The following is a 17648-nucleotide window of genomic DNA, read 5'->3' as shown; positions in this document are numbered from 1 at the left end:
AATCTAATCACTGTTTAGAACCCATCTAAGCACGGATTAGATTGACGCGTGCACAGGTGAGGATCGGCTGATGTCAAAGGGGCGGATTGCAATCATCGGAGCTGGGCCGGGTGGGATGGCTGCCGCACTGGCCGCGATCCGCGTCGGATTCGAGGTCGCTCTGTTCGAGCGTGCCGCCGAGGTTCGGGCAGCAGGCAACATCCTCAATCTGTGGCCGCCGCCCCAGAAAGTGCTCAAGCTGATCGGCGTCGACACCGACGACCTGGGTGCGCCGTGCAAGCTGTTCTTCCGCAGTGCCAAGGGCCGCACCCGCGCCGAGGTGAAGCTGACCCCCGAGGTCGAGCGCGAATTTGGCGGCGGGTTCATCGGCCTGCTCCGCTGGGGACTGTACCAGCGGATGATGGCGGCCCTGCCACCGGGAACGATCAGGCTTGATCACAATCTGGTGAGCCACACCGACCTCGGCCATGCGGTCCGGCTGGACTTTGCAAATGGCGAGGCGTTCGAGGCCGACGTCGTCATCGGCGCCGATGGCATCAATTCTTCGGTGCGCAAGTCGCTCTGGGGCGATGCGCCGATCCGGCACCAGCATCTGCATCTTGTCGGCGGCTATCTGTTTTTGGACCGGGCGCCGGACGGGGTCGGCGTCCTGTCGCACAATCGCACGACCCAGGTCAGCTACACGCCGATCCGGCACGAAGGGAAATGGGGCTATGAATGGTGGGTGTTGGAGGCGTGCGATCCCAGTGCGCCGCCGCCTGCCGACCTCATCGCATTCTGTCGCGACCGCGCCGCCGGATTTTCGCAGACCGTCCGCGATCTGATCGCAGCTACGCCGCTCGAGCATATGCAGCGCTGGGAAATCCGCGACCGGCCGCCCTTGCCGCAATGGTCGAAGGGGCGGGTGACGCTGGTCGGTGACGCCGCGCATCCGACGTCGCCCTATGCGGCCTATGGCGCGGGCATGTCGATCGAGGACGGTTACTTCCTCGCGCGCGAGCTTGCCGCGGTCGACATTGCGGATACCGCGGCCGTGTCCGGAGCCTTGCAGCGCTACGAGGACCGGCGCAAGCCGCACACCTCGCGCGTGTCGCAAGAGGCGTATCAGACGGGCCGGATGTTCCACCATCTGCCGGCCCCGCTGCGCCCGCTTCGCGACTTCGTGTTCGACCACACGTCGTTCCTGCAAAAGATGGTCGGGGACGAAATGCCCAAACACATCCTCTCGCAACTCGCCGAAATCGAGGACGCCGAGCCCTTTATTCCACCCCATCTGAAAGAGAAGGCGAGCGCTGCATGAGCGGATCGTTCCAATACGGCGTCTCGCTGTATAGCTATACCGACGACATCGGCACGGTGATGGGGCTGGAAGACGCCTTTTATCACGCCGCCGATCTGGGTGCGACCGGCATCGAAATCTTGGGCGAAGCACATGTCGACGCCTATCCCGAACCCAGCGCCGCGTGGCTGGACCGCTGGTTTGCGCTGGTCGATCAGTACGGACTGGAGCCAACCAATTTCGCGAGCTGGATCGATACGCACGTCCAGCGCGACCGCGATCTGACCGCCGAAGAGGGGGCGGCGCAGCTGACCCTCGATCTGCACCTAGCCAAAAGGCTGGGGTTCCGCTTCCTGCGGCCCAAGTTCGGCGTCATCGACGACGAGCTGACGCCCCACCCGATCTGGAGTGGTGCGGTCGAGCGCGTGCTGGACCTGGCCGCGAAGCTCGATGTCATGATCATTCCCGAGATTCATGCGCCCACTCCGATCCGCCATCCGGTTGTCGAGGGCTATGTCGATTTCATCCAGCGCACCGGCACGAAGCATTTCGGCCTGCTGATCGACACCGGGATCTTTCAGGACCGCCCGCTGCCCTATTGGCAGCACGAGACGCCCGAAATGCGCGAGGGCGCGATGAGCTTCCTCAACGGCATCAAGGTGCCGGTCGAGCAACTCGCCGAGGTGATCGATTATGTCCCGTTCATCCAAGCCAAGTTCCACCACATCGACGAACAGCTGCACGACCATAACATCCCGTGGGAAAAGGTCGTCCCGGCGCTCAAGTCGCTGGGCTATTCCGGCTATCTCTCGAGCGAATATGAGGGCGTGCGCGACCCCTGGGTCGCGATCGAACAGGTCCGTCGCCAGCACGCGCTGATCCGCAAGCTCGAAGACGAATTCGACCAGCGCACCTCCACCAAATCGCAGACGGAAATCGCCAATGCTTGAGCGTAGTCATGTGCAGAGCAGCGGCTTTGCCAATGTCGGGCCGTCCGATGGCCCCACCGGATTCCGGCTGCGGATCCGCCAGCCCAATTATCGCGGCACCCGGGTGTCGCTGATGCAAGGGGTCGACGTTACGGTGGACGGCGAACTCTTCCCGGCATCGGGCAATCGCTACCGGATCGGTGAGCGCGACTATGCCCATGCCGAGCTCGACGCGCTGACCGAACTGCGCTGGTCGGTCGGAGAGACGATCGACGTCATCGTGGACAAGCCGGGCGGTCTCGCTCGCGGCGTCCACCTCGTCGAAACGGTGCTTTACTACCGCCATCCCTATTTCCCGCCGCAGTTTCGCCCGATCCCGGTGCGCGACAGCCGCCATGCGACGATCGTGCTGTGACGGGTGCGCTTCCGCACGCGGTCGGGGCGCCACCGCGCCGGGCAGGCATCGCACAGGGCGTCACGGTCATGTTCGCGGCGTTCCTTCCGATCCTCGCGATCGTGGGCCTCGCGCCGGCGGTACCCAACATCATCGCCGCCTTTGGTGACGTGCCTGGCGCGACCACCCTTGTGCCGCTTGCTGTCACCGCACCGGGGCTGATGATCGCCCTGTTCTCGCCGCTGATGGGGTGGCTCGCCGACCGGCATGGGCGGCGCAAGCTCCTGCTTGGTGCGACACTGGCTTATGGCGCGATCGGGCTGGTCCCGTACTTCGTCGCGAGCCTCGAAGCGCTGATCGCCTCGCGCCTTGCCCTCGGGATCTGCGAAGCGGCGATCCTCACCGTCACCAACACGCTGATCGGTGACTATTTCTCGCACAATCAGCGCCGCGGATGGCTGACCTTCCAGGGCGTCATCGGGCCGATCTTCGGCACCGGCACGGTCTTTCTCGCCGGCTTCCTTGCCGCGCAGTCGTGGCAGCTACCGTTCGTGATCTATGCGGTGGCGTTCCCGATCTCGCTGCTGATGCTGCTCTTTCTCTACGAACCGGATGTCCGCGCGGAAGCCGAGGCGCAGGACGCGATCGGCACGCCCTTTCCCTGGCGCCGGGTCATTATCTGCTGCGGCTTCACCCTGTTCGCGGCTGCGCTCTACTATGTCTACATCGTCCAGGTCGGCCGCGCGTTCGGTGAAGTGGGCGTCGACTCCGCAGCGCAGGTCGGAATCCTGATCTCGATCGCCAGCATCGGCGTCGTCCTTGGCGCGCTGGTCTTTCAATGGGTGTCGAGCCGGTTTCCGTCCGATCTCCAGCTGCTGATCTTTCTCAGCCTGCTCGGGATCGGGCTGGTCGGCATCGGCCTCAGCACCAATGCGACGGTGATGACCGGCTTTGCGTTCGTGCAACAGCTCGGGGCAGGCATCCTGATCCCGGCGCTGGTGCTGTGGATGGTGTCGCAGCTGCCGGCGGAACATCGCGGCCGGGGCATGGGGATCTGGAGCGGCTGCTTCTTCCTGGGTCAGTTCGTCAGCCCATTGCTGGTCAGCGGCACGCAGTTCTTCGCGGGCTCGATCCGCGACGCGTTTCTCATCCTCGGGATCGTCTCGATCGCCGGCGGCCTTTCAACCCGCCTGATGACCAAATTGCTCAAATAGAAAAACGAAGGGGAGGTAAATCATGAAGACCATCAAGCTTGCTTCGCAGTTCCTGCTGTCGTGCGCCGTGCTTGGCGTCGTGCCGCTCGCCACCGCAACTGCCCATGCTCAGGATAGCGCCGCGGCAGGGGCCGCGAGCGAAACGGAGACGGCGGAAATCATCGTCACCGCGCAGCGCCGCAGTGAAAATGTGATGAAGGTGCCGGTCAGCGTCACCGTCATCGGCGCCGAGGCGCTCGCCGACAGCGGCACGACCGACCTGCGCGGCGTGACCAAGCTCGCCCCGAGCCTGCAGGCCAGCCAGGACAACCAGTTCTCGATCCGCGGCATCGGCACATCGACTTATGCGGATACCGTCGAATCCAGCGTGACGCAGGTGATCGACGATGTGGTGCTCGGCAGTCGCTATTTCGCCAGCATCGGCTTTTACGACATCGAGCGGGTCGAGGTGCTGAACGGCCCGCAGGGCCTGTTGTTCGGCAAGAACGCGTCGGCCGGTGTCGTCAACATCACCACCGCCGCGCCAAAGCTGGGCGTCAACAGCGTCTCGGTCGATGCCGAGGGCACCAGCCGCTATCGCGACGGCAAGGACGGGCTTGGCCTGCGGCTGCGCGGCACCACCAACCTGGCGCTGGGTGAATCGAGCGCGCTACGCCTCAACGCCAGCTATTCGACGCAGGATTCGATCGTGAACATGCGCCGCACGACGCCGGGCCGCGCGGAAAGCGACATCAAGGAATATGCGGTCCGCGCGAAATATCTGCTCGAGCCGTCATCGAACGTGTCGCTCTACGTCATCGGCGACTATGCCAAGTTCAAGGGCATTTCGGGGACGTTCGACTACAGCTACCGTGCGCTCGGCGCAGGCAGCCAATATCCGGCAATCCTTGCGGGTGCTGGCGTCACGCCGGGCCCGCGCAACCTCCAGTCGGTCGTCGATGGCCAATATTATCGCGACCTCGAGACCGGCGGGCTCCAGGCCAAGATTGCCGTCGATCTCGATAACGGCATGCAGATCAGCAACATCGCCGCGTGGAAGACCTATTCGCTCGATCAGACGTTCGATTCCGACTTCACGCCGGTCGATTTCCTCAACCGCAACGCGATGCGCAGCAGCTATGACCAGTTCTCCAACGAACTGCGCGTGACTCTGCCGACTGCCAATGTGTTCAGCGGCCAGTTCGGGGTCTATTACTTCAACGCGTCGAACGATTTTGCTGGCGAGCGCGGTGGCAGTAGCGGCCTTCCTCCGTTCGTCACCAGCGGCTTCCCCTTCTGCGTGAACGCCACGGTCGCCGCCGGTCCGCCGCCGGCCTGCAATGTCAGCAACCGCTATTTCCTGGGGCAGGACTATGCCGCGCGGAACACGAGCGAGAGTTTCGCGGCATTCGGTCAGTTCAGCTACCGCCTGACCGAGCAGCTGAAGGTCACCGCCGGTGGTCGCGTGACGCATGACAATGTCGCGCTTCAGCTGAGTGAAAATACGAGACCGTATTTCGTGACGCTTGGCGTCCCCAACAACAACTATAGCGGGCGCGCGAAGCACACCAATTTCAGCTGGAAGCTGGGCTTTGACTGGGAGGCATCGCCGACCACTCTCGTCTACGGATTTTACGGGCACGGCTATAAGGGGCCGGGTTTCTCGAACGCCTCGCCCGCCCCGAATGCCAATCTCGCGGTCGAACCCGAGATTTCGAAGGGTGGGGAAATCGGGATCAAGCAGACGTTGTTCGATCGCCGCCTCAACCTGAGCGTCTCGGCCTTCCACACCAAGTTCGACGATCTTCAGGTACAGGCGTTCAATGCCGCGCTGCAGACGATCACGCTTGCGAACGCGGCAAAGGCGACGACCAAGGGTATCGATGTGAACGTCCAGGCTCGCCCGCTGCCCGGCTTCACCGTCTCGGCCGCAGCCACGTTGCTCGACGCGAAGTTCGACAGCTATCCGGGCCGCGAATGCTATCCCGGTCAGGTCGCGGCAAGCTGCACTGCAAATGGCACGTTCGACGTTTCCGGACGTCAGGTCCCGCAGTCGGCGAAGTTCACCTCGGTGATCTCCGCCGAATATGAGCACAGCGTTGGCGGAAACCTGAAGGCCAGCATCGGCGGCAGCTTCTACCACCGTTCGTCCTTGCTGACCGATTATGCGCCCGGCGCGACCATCCCCTCCTGGGATACGGTGGACGCGAATGTCGGGATCAAGGGCAAGAGCTGGAACCTCGCGCTTTTCTGCAAGAACTGCTTTAACGAAATCCGGCCAGTCGCGATCGAGGTCGAGGCCGGGGACGGGATCAATGCGGGCGCATTGACCTATGTCCAGCGCTGGGGGTTCGATTCGGTGCGGGCCATCGGTTTGCGCCTCGGGTTTGACTTCTAAACTCTGTACCGTGCCGGGCACCGGGCGCGTGATCGCGTTTCGGTGACCCGGCTTCATTCTGTGTGAGACACGCATGAGTACGCGTTTGCGGATGGGGATGATCGGCGGCGGGCCGGGCGCCTTTATCGGGCCGATCCACCGTATCGCGGCCGAGCTGGACCGCGAGATCGAGCTGGTCGCGGGCGTGTTCAGTAGCGATCCCGGTCGCTCGCGCGCGGCCGCAGCCGACTACCGCATCGATCCCGAACGCGCTTATCCTGACCTTGCCGCGATGTTCGCAGGTGAAGCGGCGCGTCCGGACGGGATCGATTTCGTCTCGATCGTCAGCCCCAACCATCATCACCTTCCTGCAGCGCGCACCGCGCTCGCCGCCGGGGTGGCGGTGATGAGCGACAAGCCGATGACCGCATCGCTCGCTCAGGCGCGCGAACTGGCCGATCTCGTCGCACAGGCCGGGCGGCCCTATGGCCTCACCTACACCTATTCGGGTTATCCGCTGGTGCGTGAGGCGCGGGCGCGGATCGCGGCGGGCGCGATCGGCATGGTGCGCAAGGTCGTCGTCGAATATCCGCAGGGCTGGCTCGCCGGGCCTGCCGAGGGGAAACAGGCCGAATGGCGCGTCGATCCGGCGCGGTCGGGCGCGGGCGGGTGCATCGGCGATATCGGGGTCCACGCCTTTCAGCTCGCCGAGTTCGTCACCGGGCTGCGCGTCACGCGGCTGCTTGCCGACCTCGCGGCGGTGGTGCCGGGCCGCGCGCTCGACGATGACTGCGCGATCCTGCTGCGCTTCGACAATCGCGCGCGCGGCGTGCTGCTCGCGTCGCAGATCGAGGTGGGTGAACTCAATGGCCTGCGCATCCGTGTCTATGGCGACAAGGGCGGGCTGGTGTGGCGGCAGGAGACGCCGAACGATCTGACGCTGCACAGCATCCATGGGCGGACCGAAATCGTCCGCGCGGGCGATGCCGCGCTCGGCGCCGATGCGCGCGCGCGCAGCCGTACCCCGGGCGGCCATCCGGAGGGGTATCTGGAGGCGTTCGCGAATCTGTACCGCGACTTTGCGGCGCAGCTGCGGGGAGAGGTGGCGCCGCTGCTGCCCGACGCGGCGGAGGGGCTGCGCGGCATGGCGTTTATCGAGACCGCCGTGACGGCCAGCCGCGATGAGGCCGGCTGGGTCGATCTGACCATTTGAGGAGCGCGCGATGAAGACGTTGAAGGGGCCGGGCATCTTCCTCGCCCAATTTGCGGGCGATACCGCGCCGTTCAATTCGCTCGACAGCATTGCGGCCTGGGTTGCGTCGCTCGGCTATAAGGGCATCCAGATTCCAAGCTGGGACAAGCGCCTGTTCGACCTCGACCGCGCGGCGGAGAGCCAGGACTATTGCGACGAGGTGGCCGGCATCGCCGCGTCGCACGGCCTCGCCATCACCGAGCTGTCGACGCATCTCCAGGGGCAGCTGGTCGCTGTCCACCCGGCCTATGATGCGCAGTTCGACGGCTTCGCGGCCGAGCATGTGCGCGGCAATCCGGTCGCGCGGCAGGAATGGGCGGTGGATCAGGTCAAGAAGGCGGCAACCGCCAGCCGTCGCCTTGGCCTCACCGCCCATGCGAGCTTCTCCGGCGCGCTCGCCTGGCCCTATGTCTATCCCTGGCCGCAGCGTCCGGCGGGCCTGATCGAGGATGCGTTCGACGAGCTGGCGCGGCGGTGGAAGCCGATCCTCGACCATTTCGACCATGAGGGCGTCGATATCGGCTACGAGATCCATCCAGGCGAGGATCTGCACGACGGCGTGACGTTCGAGATGTTCCTCGAGCGCGTCGGCAACCATCCGCGCGCCAACATCCTCTACGACCCCAGCCATTTCGTGCTGCAGCAGCTCGATTATCTGGCGTTCATCGACATCTACCACGCGCGGATCAAATGCTTCCACGTCAAGGACGCCGAGTTTCGGCCGAGCGGGCGGGCAGGGGTCTATGGCGGCTATCAGAGCTGGGTCGACCGTCCCGGCCGCTTCCGCTCCCTGGGTGACGGACAGGTCGATTTCGGCGGGATCTTCTCGAAGATGGCGGCGTACGACTTTGCCGGCTGGGCCGTGCTCGAATGGGAATGCGCGCTCAAGCATCCCGAACAGGGTGCAGCCGAAGGGGCGCCGTTCATCGACCGCCACATCATTCTCGTCACCGAACACGCGTTCGACGACTTTGCAGCGGGCGGGGCGGATCGCGACCTGAACAAGCGCATCATGGGGATCGACGCATGACGACTGCAGCGCCGTGGGGCCGTCGCGATTTTCTGGGGGCCGCCGCGCTCCTCGCTCTGTGCGTCGGGGTTCCGGTCGCGACGGTGCAGCTCACCCGCGTGGCGGACGACGAAGCGCCGACCGATCGCCAGCGGACGATCATGGCAGAGGTCGCCGACCTCGTGATCCCGCGCACCGATACGCCCGGCGGGCGCGACGTGGGCGCAGGCGACTTTGCGATCCTTGCGCTCGCACATGGCCTGTCGGCAACGCGCGCGCCGGTTGCCAGCGGAGCGATAACGCCGGCGATCGCGACCTTTCTGCGGCCGGACGGATCGTTACGCCATGTCGACTGGCTCGAACGCACGCTCGATCAGGCGGGCAGGGGCGACTTCATGCGGCGCAGCTTGAGCGAACGCGCCGAGATTCTCGCCGCGATCGACGCGACGGCGATGGCGCGTGGCGCGCCCTGGTTGCCCTGGGTTGCGATCAAGGGGCTGATCCTGACCGGCTATTACACGACCGAAGCGGGCGGATCGCAGGAGTTGCGCTACCAGCTCGTGCCGGGGCGGTTCGACCCCGATCTGCCTTTGCTGGCCGACGATCGGGCGTGGTCGAGTGACTGGACAGCGGTGGAGTTCGGCTGATGGCACGGGAAAATACGCAATTCGACGCCATCGTTGTCGGGTCCGGCATTACCGGCGGCTGGGCGGCGAAGGAGCTGACTGAAGCTGGCCTCAAGGTGCTGATGATCGAGCGCGGTCGCAACATCGAACATCAGAAGGATTACGCCACTGAGGAGAAGGCGCCGTGGGAGCTGCCCTTTCGAGGCGTCGGCGACGCCGAACGCTATGCGCGCGACTATCCGGTTCAGATGCTCAATCGGCACTTCAATGAGTTTACCGAGGGGCATTTCGTCAGTGACGCCGAGAACCCGTATCAGACCGGCGACGGCACCCGGTTCGACTGGTTCCGCAGCTATCAGCTGGGCGGGCGTTCGCTGACCTGGGGGCGGCAATGCTATCGCTGGTCAGATTATGACTTCGATGCCAATCGGCGCGATGGACAGGGTACCGACTGGCCGATCCGCTATGCCGATCTGGCGCCGTGGTACGACAAGGTCGAGGAGTTCATCGGGGTATCGGGCGCGGCCGAGGGGCTGGCTCAACTGCCCGATGGCCGATTCCAGCCGCCGATGGCGCTCAACATGGTCGAACAGGCAATGCGCGAGCGCGTGCTTGCCGCCTATCCCGACCGGCTGATCACGATCGGTCGAACCGCCAATCTGACCGTGGCAAAGGGTGAGGAAGGGCGGGGCGCGTGCCAGAACCGCAATATCTGCGCGCGCGGCTGCTCCTATGGCGCTTATTTCTCGACCCAGTCCTCAACGCTTCCGGCAGCAATGAAAACCGGTCGACTGACGGTCGAAACCGATGCGATTGTCGAGAAGGTCGATACCGATCCGCGGACCGGGCGCGCCACGGGCGTGCGGTGGGTCAACCGCAACACCGGCGCCCGCGGACAGGCGACGGCGCGCATGGTGTTCCTGAATGCCGGCGCGTTCAACTCGGTGCAGCTGCTGCTCAATTCGCGCAACGAAGCGAATCCGAACGGGCTCGCCAATTCGAGCGGCGTGCTCGGCACCCACATCATGGACCACGCCAACGCCATTGCCGCGCTGGCGGTGGTGCCGGGGTTCGAGGGGCGCACAACCTTCGGCAACCGGCCGACCGGAATCGTCGTCCCGCGCTTCCGCAACCTCGACCAGCTCGACGGTGACGGCTTTACCCGCGGTTACTCGTTCCAGGGCGGTGCGCTGCAGGGCACCTGGACCCGCGGCAAGCGCCAGCCCGGCATCGGTGCGGCGTTCAAGAACGAACTGCGAAATCCGGGCATGTGGACGATGGTGTTCGTCACCTTTGCCGAATCCGTGCCGCGTGCATCCAACCGCCTGGCGTTGAGCACCAGGACGGACCGGCATGGCATTCCGCAGCTCGAAGTGACCTTCGCGCATGGCAAGGAGGAACTCGCCGCGCTCGCCGATGCCAAGCGCGAGGCGGGGGCGATGATGGCGGCTGCAGGCGCGCAGGTGATCATGGGCTTCGACCAGCCCAATAATGGCGGCACGTCGATCCATGAAATGGGCGGCGCACGCATGGGCAACGATCCCGCAATATCGGTGCTCAACAAATGGAGCCAGTCGCACGACGTGCCCAATCTGTTCGTCACCGACGGCGCTCAGATGAGTTCGTCTGCCTGCCAGAACCCGTCGCTGACCTACATGGCGCTCACCGCCCGCGCTTGCGATCATGCGGTCTCGTTGCTTCGTTCCGGCATTCTATAGTTTCGTCGGAGATCGTTCTGCGTGGACGAGGATGCGCTGAGGTTCCGAACGGCTCGACGCGTTTCGTCGGCACGTTTCCAGGACGGCAGGTCCTGGGACCCGCTGCAGACCGTCGATCTGCTCCCAGTCCAAGGGTGGTCGCTTCCAACTTCCCTATGACAATATGTCGTCGACGATTGGGTTAGCCAGCGTGCCGATCGAGCCAACGGATATCTCCACCACGTCGCCCGGCACCATGTACAGCGGCGGCACACGCTTGTCGCCGACTCCCCCCGGGGTTCCCGTGGCAATAACGTCGCCCGCCGAGAGGGCGGTAAAGGTCGAGCAATATTCGACGATGGCTGGAATATCCCAGATCAGGTCCGAAATCGGCTGGTCCTGGACAAGGTTTCCGTTGAGTCGGGTCTGAACGCGCTGTGCTGGTAGGTCGCCCACCTCATCGAGGGTGACCAGGGCGGGTCCGAAGGCGGCAGTTGCCGGAAAGTTCTTTCCGGGAGTGAACTGGATGTTGTGACGTTGCCAATCGCGAACCGATCCGTCGTTGAAGACCGAATAACCCGCGACATGGGTAAGTGCATTGGTCCGGCAAATGCGGCGGCCCGGGCGCCCGATAACGATCGCAAGTTCCCCTTCATAATCGAAGCGGGTGCTTTCGCGCGGTCGGACCAGCGGCGCGCGATGCCCGACCAAGGTGTCGGCCCAGCGCGTGAAGATCGCCGGATGCGCCTTTTGCTCGCGCCCCGTTTCCGCGACGTGTGTTGCGTAGTTCAGCCCGACGCACAGAATCTTGTCAGGATTGGGGATTACCGGCAACAGTTGCACCGACATGATGTCGAACCGGGCGCCATCCTTCAACGCGCCAAGACTGCCGCGATCGAGCGCGCTTCTGAGGTCGCGTGGCCCGCTAGGATCACCGCCCAGATCTACGATTGAATCGCCGGCCAGTCGTCCGAAGCTATTCGCGCCGTCCGGGCGGGTGAAGCTGACATAGCGCATGGGCAATTGTCCTTTCGTTGTTCGGCTTTCTTGCACCTGTGCGCATCATCAGTCCCGGTTTCGTCAGAGAAGTGGAGCGGGATTCCACTCGCGCAGGAATTTGAAGCGCTTCTCGGCCGCGGCAAGCGCATAGATATCCTTGTCGGAGATGCCCCAGCGATCGATCCGGTTTGCGGGCCAGATCCAATCTTCGGGGGTTCCGACCCGATGGTCCTCGGCGACCAGTTCGACCGCAGTGGAGAATTCGATCACGGGTCCGAATGGCGCCACATAGTACGCATACACATTTGCCCCGGGGCCGTGACGTCCTGGGCCCCACGCCGGGACCATCGCGTGGTCGCGCAAGCGGCCGATGCCGCGCATGACCGCGTCGATATCCTCCATCTCGAACGCGATATGGTTGAGGCTGGAATATCCGGCACGGGCAAAGGCGGTGGCATGGTGGCTTTCATTGCAGCGGACAAACACCATTCCGAGGGTGCGATCCGACACGCGGAAGCCGAGCACCTCTTCGACTGCATGACCGCTCTGTTCGGCGTCGGTCGAGTTGAACACCACATGCGCGAGCTTCACGGGCAGATCGGAGCCGACAAGCGGAGGCGCGGTGACGCTGTCGATAAGAAACCGGAAGATTTCGCCCTCGGGTAGCTCGACTACAATGCCGTGGCCGCCACCCGGATCCGATGACTCCACCGGCGCTGCGGGCCAGCATGCCGCGACGATGTTGCGGATCAACGATGAGAGTTCAGGTGCGGTGCAGGTGAACGTGACCGAACGGACAAATTCGTCTGGCGATTGCGACAGCCCGACCAGATAAGGTGAGGGCCCTGAACCGCGCAGATAAAGCCCCGCGTCGTGCTGCGTGGCATGGGTCATACCCCAGATGTCGACCATGAACCGGGCTGCTGCAGCCGGATCCGGCAGTGCCAGCTCTATGCTGCGCAGCATCATGAGGATTGTGCCGCCGCGAGGCCCGCACAGGCAAGACCGGCCAGGGCACATGCCTCATCGAGATCGCCGGTGTCACCACTGATCCCGACCGCGCCGATGATCTCCCCCGCCGCATCGTAGATGAGAACGCCGCCGGGCGAAAAGGCGATGTCGCCCTTTACCACGGCAGAGAGGCTGGCGAAGAACGCCTGATTTTCCTTTGCGCGTTCGGCTAGCTGGCGGGTGTTTACCCCCATTCCAAGCGCACCTTTGGCCTTCGCCCGCGCGATGTCGAACCGAAACAGGCTCGCCCTGTCTTCCTTGGCAAATACAACCGGATGACCGCCCCGGTCGAGTACGATCACGGCAAGCGGCTGCATGTTTCGCGTGCGTGCCTCGGCAAGGGCCCCGTCGATGATCTGCCGCGCCTGAGCCAAGGTTAAGGTCATGTCATGGTCTCCAACGGTTTGCCCATCATTCGGTCGCGTCGCTTAAGCAAATCCGCGCCGTCCCCGGTCGCAGTGCCGAACACATAGTGATCGGGGCGCACCAGCGCGGCGCCCGCACCGCGCGCACCCAGCCAGTTCATAACGGCGCCTCCGTCTGCCAACGTGTCCGCGACAATCTGCGGTGTGTGAGTTGGCTGCCTCACGACGGCATCGCTGCGGACGAACAAGCGCCAGCCGCCTCCCGTTGCATCGTCGAGCTTGCGGCCGTTCGCCAGCAGCGGCTGAATGAAGCGCTCCCCAGCACCAAGGGTGTCTCGCGCGATCAACCCGCCGGTGAGCGGGGGGATGAGGTCCGCTGCGGTCTCTCCCTTTCGCTGATGTGCTGCCGCGCGGACACGGACGTCGCGCGCCGCAGCGCGACCAGCGTCCAGCTCGCAGATATAGCGTCCCGCTTCGACCGCGGCGCCGATGACCGTGCGTACATGGGTGTCACGCTCGATCTGATAGCTCACCAAAATCGCTGGACCGGCTTCGCCCTTTGCGATTGCCGCAATTTTCCAGGCCAGGTTTGCGACGTCACGCATGCCGTGACACATCCCCTGGCCGAAAAAGGGGGGCGTCTGGTGCGCCGCGTCCCCGGCCAGGAAGATGTTGCCGCGCTGCCAATGTTCCGCGGCCAACGCATGGAAGCGATAAGTCGCCGCCCGGATAACCCTGTGCGGTACGCCGGCCAAGTAGGGCGACAGCAACGCCCGGACCGTCTCGTCCCGCGTCATGACGCAGTCCCGCTCGCCCGGGAGCAGCATAAACTCCCAGCGGCGGTGGTTGCCGCGCCCGGGAACGAGAGTCGCGGGCCGCCGTGGATCGCAAAGCATCACCGAAAGCCGTTGCAAATTCGCGTCGGCTGGCATGCCGCCAACCGGCGGAAAGCGGATCGGGCCTTCGACCTCTGCGTCGACGACCAGCCATGGCTCATCGAAATCCAGATCGTCCAACCGGATACCCAGCGCCTTCCGGACTGGGCTGTGCGCGCCGTCGCACGCGATCAGCCAGCGCGCGGAGACCGTGGCCGCACCGTTCGCGCCACCGATGTCCAGTTCGACTCGATCCTGCCGCTGGCGGAGCGCGAGAAACACGGTCCCAAGAAGAAGATCGACGCAGGGGATTGACGCTGCGCCTTCGCGCAGGAGCTGCTCGAGTTCGGGCTGATAGAAGAAATAGTCGTTCGACCATCCGAACGGCTTCGGCCCGCCGTGGGCTGCCATATAGCGAATAACGTTGCCATCGGCACCGACATGCAGGTGTCCGTCGGCGGCCTGCAGGTAGGGAGCGATCCTGTCGCTTATGCCCGCGCTCTGGAACAGGCGCAGCATCTCGTGGTCCACATGCACAGCGCGGGGCAGGGGGTAGGGGGCGACGTCTCTTTCCACCACCACCGTACGCAGGCCGGCGCGACCCAGGAGATTCGCCGCCAGTGCTCCGACCGGGCCGCAGCCGACAATGGCGACGTCGTAGCTCCCGGCATTCATTCCGGTCATTGCCTGCAGTCTCCAACCGGGGGCGATCTCGGTGCCGTTCCGCAAGCCGGTTGACCGCACGCCAGATACTAAGTCAAATTATGATATTGACCCACGTGGACAAATTTTCCGATGACCTTGGATCCCCAGCAGCTGTTCGTCCTGCTTGCCATCGCGCGGCATGGTTCGTTCGGTCGGACCGCAATCGCGCTCGGTCAGTCCCAGCCCACACTGTCGAACAACATTGCGCTTTTGGAGCGAAAGCTGGGCGTGAAACTACTTGAGCGAAGCCGACGTGGCTCGAAGCTCACCACATATGGGGAAATTCTCGTGCGGCGGACCGAGGGGATTGCGGCGATTCTCAACGACGCCGAGGCCGAGGTGCGGAACTTCGATTCGGCGATCGCCGGGCCGTTGCGCGTCGGAGCGACGCCGGGCGCACTGCCGACGTTGCTGCCGCAGACACTTGCGCGGCTCGGATCCGTCCCGGGCGCCCGCATCGTCGAGGTGGTGGAGGGGCTCGATCACGCATTGACGCAGGATTTGCGGACCGGTCGGCTCGATATCTTTGTCGGCCCGGTGCGCGAGAATCTGACGGGGCATTCGGACATTGTCGAGCACGTGCTGCTCGAGGATCCGTTCTGCATCGCGGTCCCGCCCGACAATGGTCTGGCAGAGCGTGACTGCATCCAGCTGAATGAACTCGGTGATGCGCAATGGGTGCTGCCGCGTGAAGGCAGCACCTATCGCCGGCATGTCGAAGCGATGTTTCTCACGGCTGGCGTCCCGTGGCCGGCACACGCGGTTTACGCCAACTCGCTGCCGCTTTTGGAGGCGATGATTGCGTCCGGGGGTTATGTCACGTTCGTGTCGCCGTTGCAGCTCAGGTTCCCCGTCGCCGGTTTCAGGATTCTGCGACTCGTTCACGGAAACCGAAGGGCGATCGGGTATAAGGTGCGACGGTCGGCCAAGCCCTCGCACCTCGCGGACCGGTTCGTCGATCTGCTGATTGAGATCGCCGACGAGATCGCCCGCGATCCGGCATTCGTCCGGTTGGGCGGCCGTGGCCGAACGGGTTTGGCGGGAGCGGACGCAACAGAATAAGGTCGCGTGCCCTCACTTGCAAAGCGAGGTCAGCCTTCTCGCTTTCCGCTCGCTCCTGAAAGGAATAACCGCACGCAAAACGCCACATGCGCCTCGATCTGTGCTGGTCCATCGTGGATGCTCGATCCATATAATGCCCGGCTGACTTCCCCGGCGAGGGTGAGATCGAGGAACGCCCAGGCCAGCCGCTCGGAGTCGCCCGTCTGCAAGGTGCCGGTCAGATTCCAAGCTTCAAACCGCTCGATCAGTACGTTCAGGATCGGACGGGTTGCAAGGCGCGGCCACAGCGCTCGCGCTTCGGCATGCGCCGGCCCCTCAACAATCGCCATGCGTCCCACAAACAGCGCCTCGTCTTCTAGGATCCAGGTGAGCGCCGCCGTCGCGAAGCGATTGAGCCAGGCCTCGGGACCAAGATCGCCGATCGCCTGCCAGTCGATGCGTTCGTGCCAGCGAGTAGCGACGCGGGCGATGACGGCCTCGAACAGCGCCTGCTTGCTGGGAAAATGTCGAAAAATCGTCGCCTTGGAGATGCTGAACTCGCTGGCGATGCGGTTGGTGCTGGCGCGGTCATAGCCAGCCCGCATGAACTCGACCTGCGCCGCATCCAGAATGCGCGCGACGACGCTGTCGGCGTCGCGCCGAATAATCTCTTTTGCTGCGATATCGGTCATGTTATCAAAACCACATGGTTTCGATAATGTCCGGAGAGGTCAAATGTCCAACGCATATGTTTTGAATGTCTGGTACATGGCGGCATGGCAAGAAGAGGTCGACGCAACCGATATGGTTACGCGCACCTTGCTCGACCGGAACTGGCTGATCTACCGGGCCGAAGATGGCGGCTATGCGATGCTGCTCAATCGCTGTCCGCATCGATTCGCTCCGTTGAGCCGGGGCCGGCGCGAGGGTGATCTGATCGAATGTGGCTATCACGGCCTGCGCTTTGATCGCACCGGAACATGCGTTCACAATCCGTTTTCCGATTTGATTCCGCCCAATGCCTCGATCCCGACCTATCCTGTCGTCGCGCGGAACGGTATTATCTGGTTCTGGCCCGGTGATGCGGGTGCGGCGGACGAATCGCTGATCCCTGATTATTCGATCCTCGATGATCCGGCGCCGATGGTTCGCAAGCGGACGCGGATGGAAGCAAATTACGAGTTGCTGGCCGACAATCTTCTGGACCTGAGCCATGTCGAGTTCGTCCATCGCAACTCGTTCCGCTCCGGCGGGGCGATGCTGAAGGGCGAGCACAAGGCCTACACCGACGAACAGGGTGCGATCTGGTCATGCTGGTCGATGACCAACGTTCCGGCGCCGCTTTTCGCGACGGCGCTGGCCGATGTGCCGACGGACCGGTGGACCAACATGCGCTGGAACGCCCCCGCGAGCCTCTATCTTGAGGTTGGCGCCGCACCGACCGGCTGCCCGCGCGATGAATCGCCGGTACAGCCGCTGCGCAATCCGCATATCGTGACGCCCGAGACTCAGACCTCGTCCCACTATTTCTACAATCACAAGCCGGGGGAAGAAGCTGCCGCGCTGGCAACTCAAGTGTTCGAGAATGAAGACCGACCGATGCTGGAGGCGGTGCAGCGCGAGATGGGGGACGCGCAATTCTGGGACCTGCGACCGGTGATCCTCAACGTGGACAGCGCCGCGGTGCGCGCACGCCGCCACCTGATGAAGCTGCGACGCGAAGAGGCCGCGCGTCGCGGTGACAGCGCCGTTCCCGACCTCGCTGCTGCGGAATAGGGCGGCGGACGCGGGCAGTGGGACCGCCACTGCCCGCGTCGCTTTGCCGCGCTCGCGTCTGGACTTGTCGCGCACTGCCGTTCGCGCGTTCTGGCGTTGACCCCTTTGCTTCAACCGGTT

16 protein-coding genes are annotated in these 17648 nt (G+C 64.1%); 11 read left to right on the top strand and 5 right to left on the bottom strand.

From position 1 onward, the window contains the following. The first annotated feature begins 70 nt into the window (after window positions 1-70). The 9 genes from ACO05N_RS16960 to ACO05N_RS16920 all read left to right on the top strand — a co-directional run bounded on the left by ACO05N_RS16960 (window position 71) and on the right by ACO05N_RS16920 (window position 10777). Entirely contained in the window at window positions 71-1300 is a 1230-nt protein-coding gene (locus tag ACO05N_RS16960; RefSeq protein WP_422058161.1) for an FAD-dependent oxidoreductase, read from the top strand. Continuing rightward, the gene (locus tag ACO05N_RS16955; RefSeq protein WP_422058160.1) at window positions 1297-2229 is read left to right on the top strand and encodes a sugar phosphate isomerase/epimerase family protein; all 933 of its coding nucleotides are present in this window, start codon (window positions 1297-1299) and stop codon (window positions 2227-2229) included. The genes ACO05N_RS16960 and ACO05N_RS16955 overlap by 4 nt, the downstream gene beginning before the upstream one ends. Then, entirely contained in the window at window positions 2222-2623 is a 402-nt protein-coding gene (locus tag ACO05N_RS16950; RefSeq protein WP_294017409.1) for a C-glycoside deglycosidase beta subunit domain-containing protein, read from the top strand. Before ACO05N_RS16955 ends, ACO05N_RS16950 begins: the two co-directional genes overlap by 8 nt. A 68-nt stretch (window positions 2624-2691) precedes the next feature. After that, window positions 2692-3816, top strand: a complete 1125-nt coding sequence (locus ACO05N_RS16945) for an MFS transporter (protein WP_422058159.1) — start codon at window positions 2692-2694, stop codon at window positions 3814-3816. Window positions 3817-3838: 22 nt separating this feature from the next. Next, on the top strand, window positions 3839-6193 hold the full coding sequence (locus ACO05N_RS16940; RefSeq protein WP_422058158.1) for a TonB-dependent receptor: 2355 nt from the start codon (window positions 3839-3841) through the stop codon (window positions 6191-6193). 73 nt (window positions 6194-6266) lie between these two features. Continuing rightward, window positions 6267-7385, top strand: coding sequence for a Gfo/Idh/MocA family protein (locus tag ACO05N_RS16935; RefSeq protein WP_422058157.1), 1119 nt, complete (start codon window positions 6267-6269; stop codon window positions 7383-7385). Window positions 7386-7395: 10 nt separating this feature from the next. Then, window positions 7396-8454 (top strand): sugar phosphate isomerase/epimerase family protein, encoded by a 1059-nt coding sequence (locus ACO05N_RS16930; protein WP_422058156.1) that lies wholly within the window; start codon window positions 7396-7398, stop codon window positions 8452-8454. After that, window positions 8451-9080 carry a gluconate 2-dehydrogenase subunit 3 family protein gene (locus ACO05N_RS16925; protein WP_422058155.1) on the top strand — a complete coding sequence of 210 codons (630 nt, stop codon included), beginning with the start codon at window positions 8451-8453 and terminating at the stop codon, window positions 9078-9080. The genes ACO05N_RS16930 and ACO05N_RS16925 overlap by 4 nt, the downstream gene beginning before the upstream one ends. Further along, complete coding sequence (locus ACO05N_RS16920; protein WP_422058154.1) at window positions 9080-10777, top strand: GMC oxidoreductase; 1698 nt, start codon at window positions 9080-9082, stop codon at window positions 10775-10777. The genes ACO05N_RS16925 and ACO05N_RS16920 overlap by 1 nt, the downstream gene beginning before the upstream one ends. A 153-nt stretch (window positions 10778-10930) precedes the next feature. Here the strand turns inward: ACO05N_RS16920 and ACO05N_RS16915 are convergent, their stop codons facing one another. From ACO05N_RS16915 to ACO05N_RS16900, 4 genes are all read right to left on the bottom strand, one after another. Continuing rightward, window positions 10931-11773, bottom strand: coding sequence for a fumarylacetoacetate hydrolase family protein (locus ACO05N_RS16915; protein WP_422058153.1), 843 nt, complete (start codon window positions 11771-11773; stop codon window positions 10931-10933). Window positions 11774-11836: 63 nt separating this feature from the next. Then, window positions 11837-12724, bottom strand: coding sequence for a VOC family protein (locus ACO05N_RS16910; protein ID WP_422058152.1), 888 nt, complete (start codon window positions 12722-12724; stop codon window positions 11837-11839). Continuing rightward, on the bottom strand, window positions 12721-13152 hold the full coding sequence (locus ACO05N_RS16905; RefSeq protein WP_422058151.1) for a GlcG/HbpS family heme-binding protein: 432 nt from the start codon (window positions 13150-13152) through the stop codon (window positions 12721-12723). The genes ACO05N_RS16910 and ACO05N_RS16905 overlap by 4 nt, the downstream gene beginning before the upstream one ends. Then, window positions 13149-14690 (bottom strand): bifunctional 3-(3-hydroxy-phenyl)propionate/3-hydroxycinnamic acid hydroxylase, encoded by a 1542-nt coding sequence (locus tag ACO05N_RS16900; RefSeq protein WP_422058150.1) that lies wholly within the window; start codon window positions 14688-14690, stop codon window positions 13149-13151. Before ACO05N_RS16900 ends, ACO05N_RS16905 begins: the two co-directional genes overlap by 4 nt. 111 nt (window positions 14691-14801) lie before the next feature. Between ACO05N_RS16900 and ACO05N_RS16895 the strand changes: the two genes are divergently transcribed. Further along, window positions 14802-15773 carry a LysR family transcriptional regulator gene (locus ACO05N_RS16895; RefSeq protein WP_422058149.1) on the top strand — a complete coding sequence of 324 codons (972 nt, stop codon included), beginning with the start codon at window positions 14802-14804 and terminating at the stop codon, window positions 15771-15773. Between the two features lie 29 nt (window positions 15774-15802). Here ACO05N_RS16895 and ACO05N_RS16890 read toward each other — a convergent pair whose 3' ends face one another. After that, window positions 15803-16444 carry a TetR/AcrR family transcriptional regulator gene (locus ACO05N_RS16890; protein WP_422058148.1) on the bottom strand — a complete coding sequence of 214 codons (642 nt, stop codon included), beginning with the start codon at window positions 16442-16444 and terminating at the stop codon, window positions 15803-15805. Between the two features lie 43 nt (window positions 16445-16487). On the opposite strand from ACO05N_RS16890, the gene ACO05N_RS16885 reads away from it, so the two are divergent. Beyond that, the gene (locus tag ACO05N_RS16885; protein WP_422058147.1) at window positions 16488-17528 is read left to right on the top strand and encodes a Rieske 2Fe-2S domain-containing protein; all 1041 of its coding nucleotides are present in this window, start codon (window positions 16488-16490) and stop codon (window positions 17526-17528) included. Window positions 17529-17648: the final 120 nt, after the last annotated feature.

The organism is Sphingomonas sp. (assembly GCF_965227385.1).
Lineage (GTDB): Bacteria > Pseudomonadota > Alphaproteobacteria > Sphingomonadales > Sphingomonadaceae > Sphingomonas.
The sequence above is the reverse complement of the archived record's forward strand: the minus strand, read 5'-3'. Positions and strand labels throughout refer to the sequence as shown.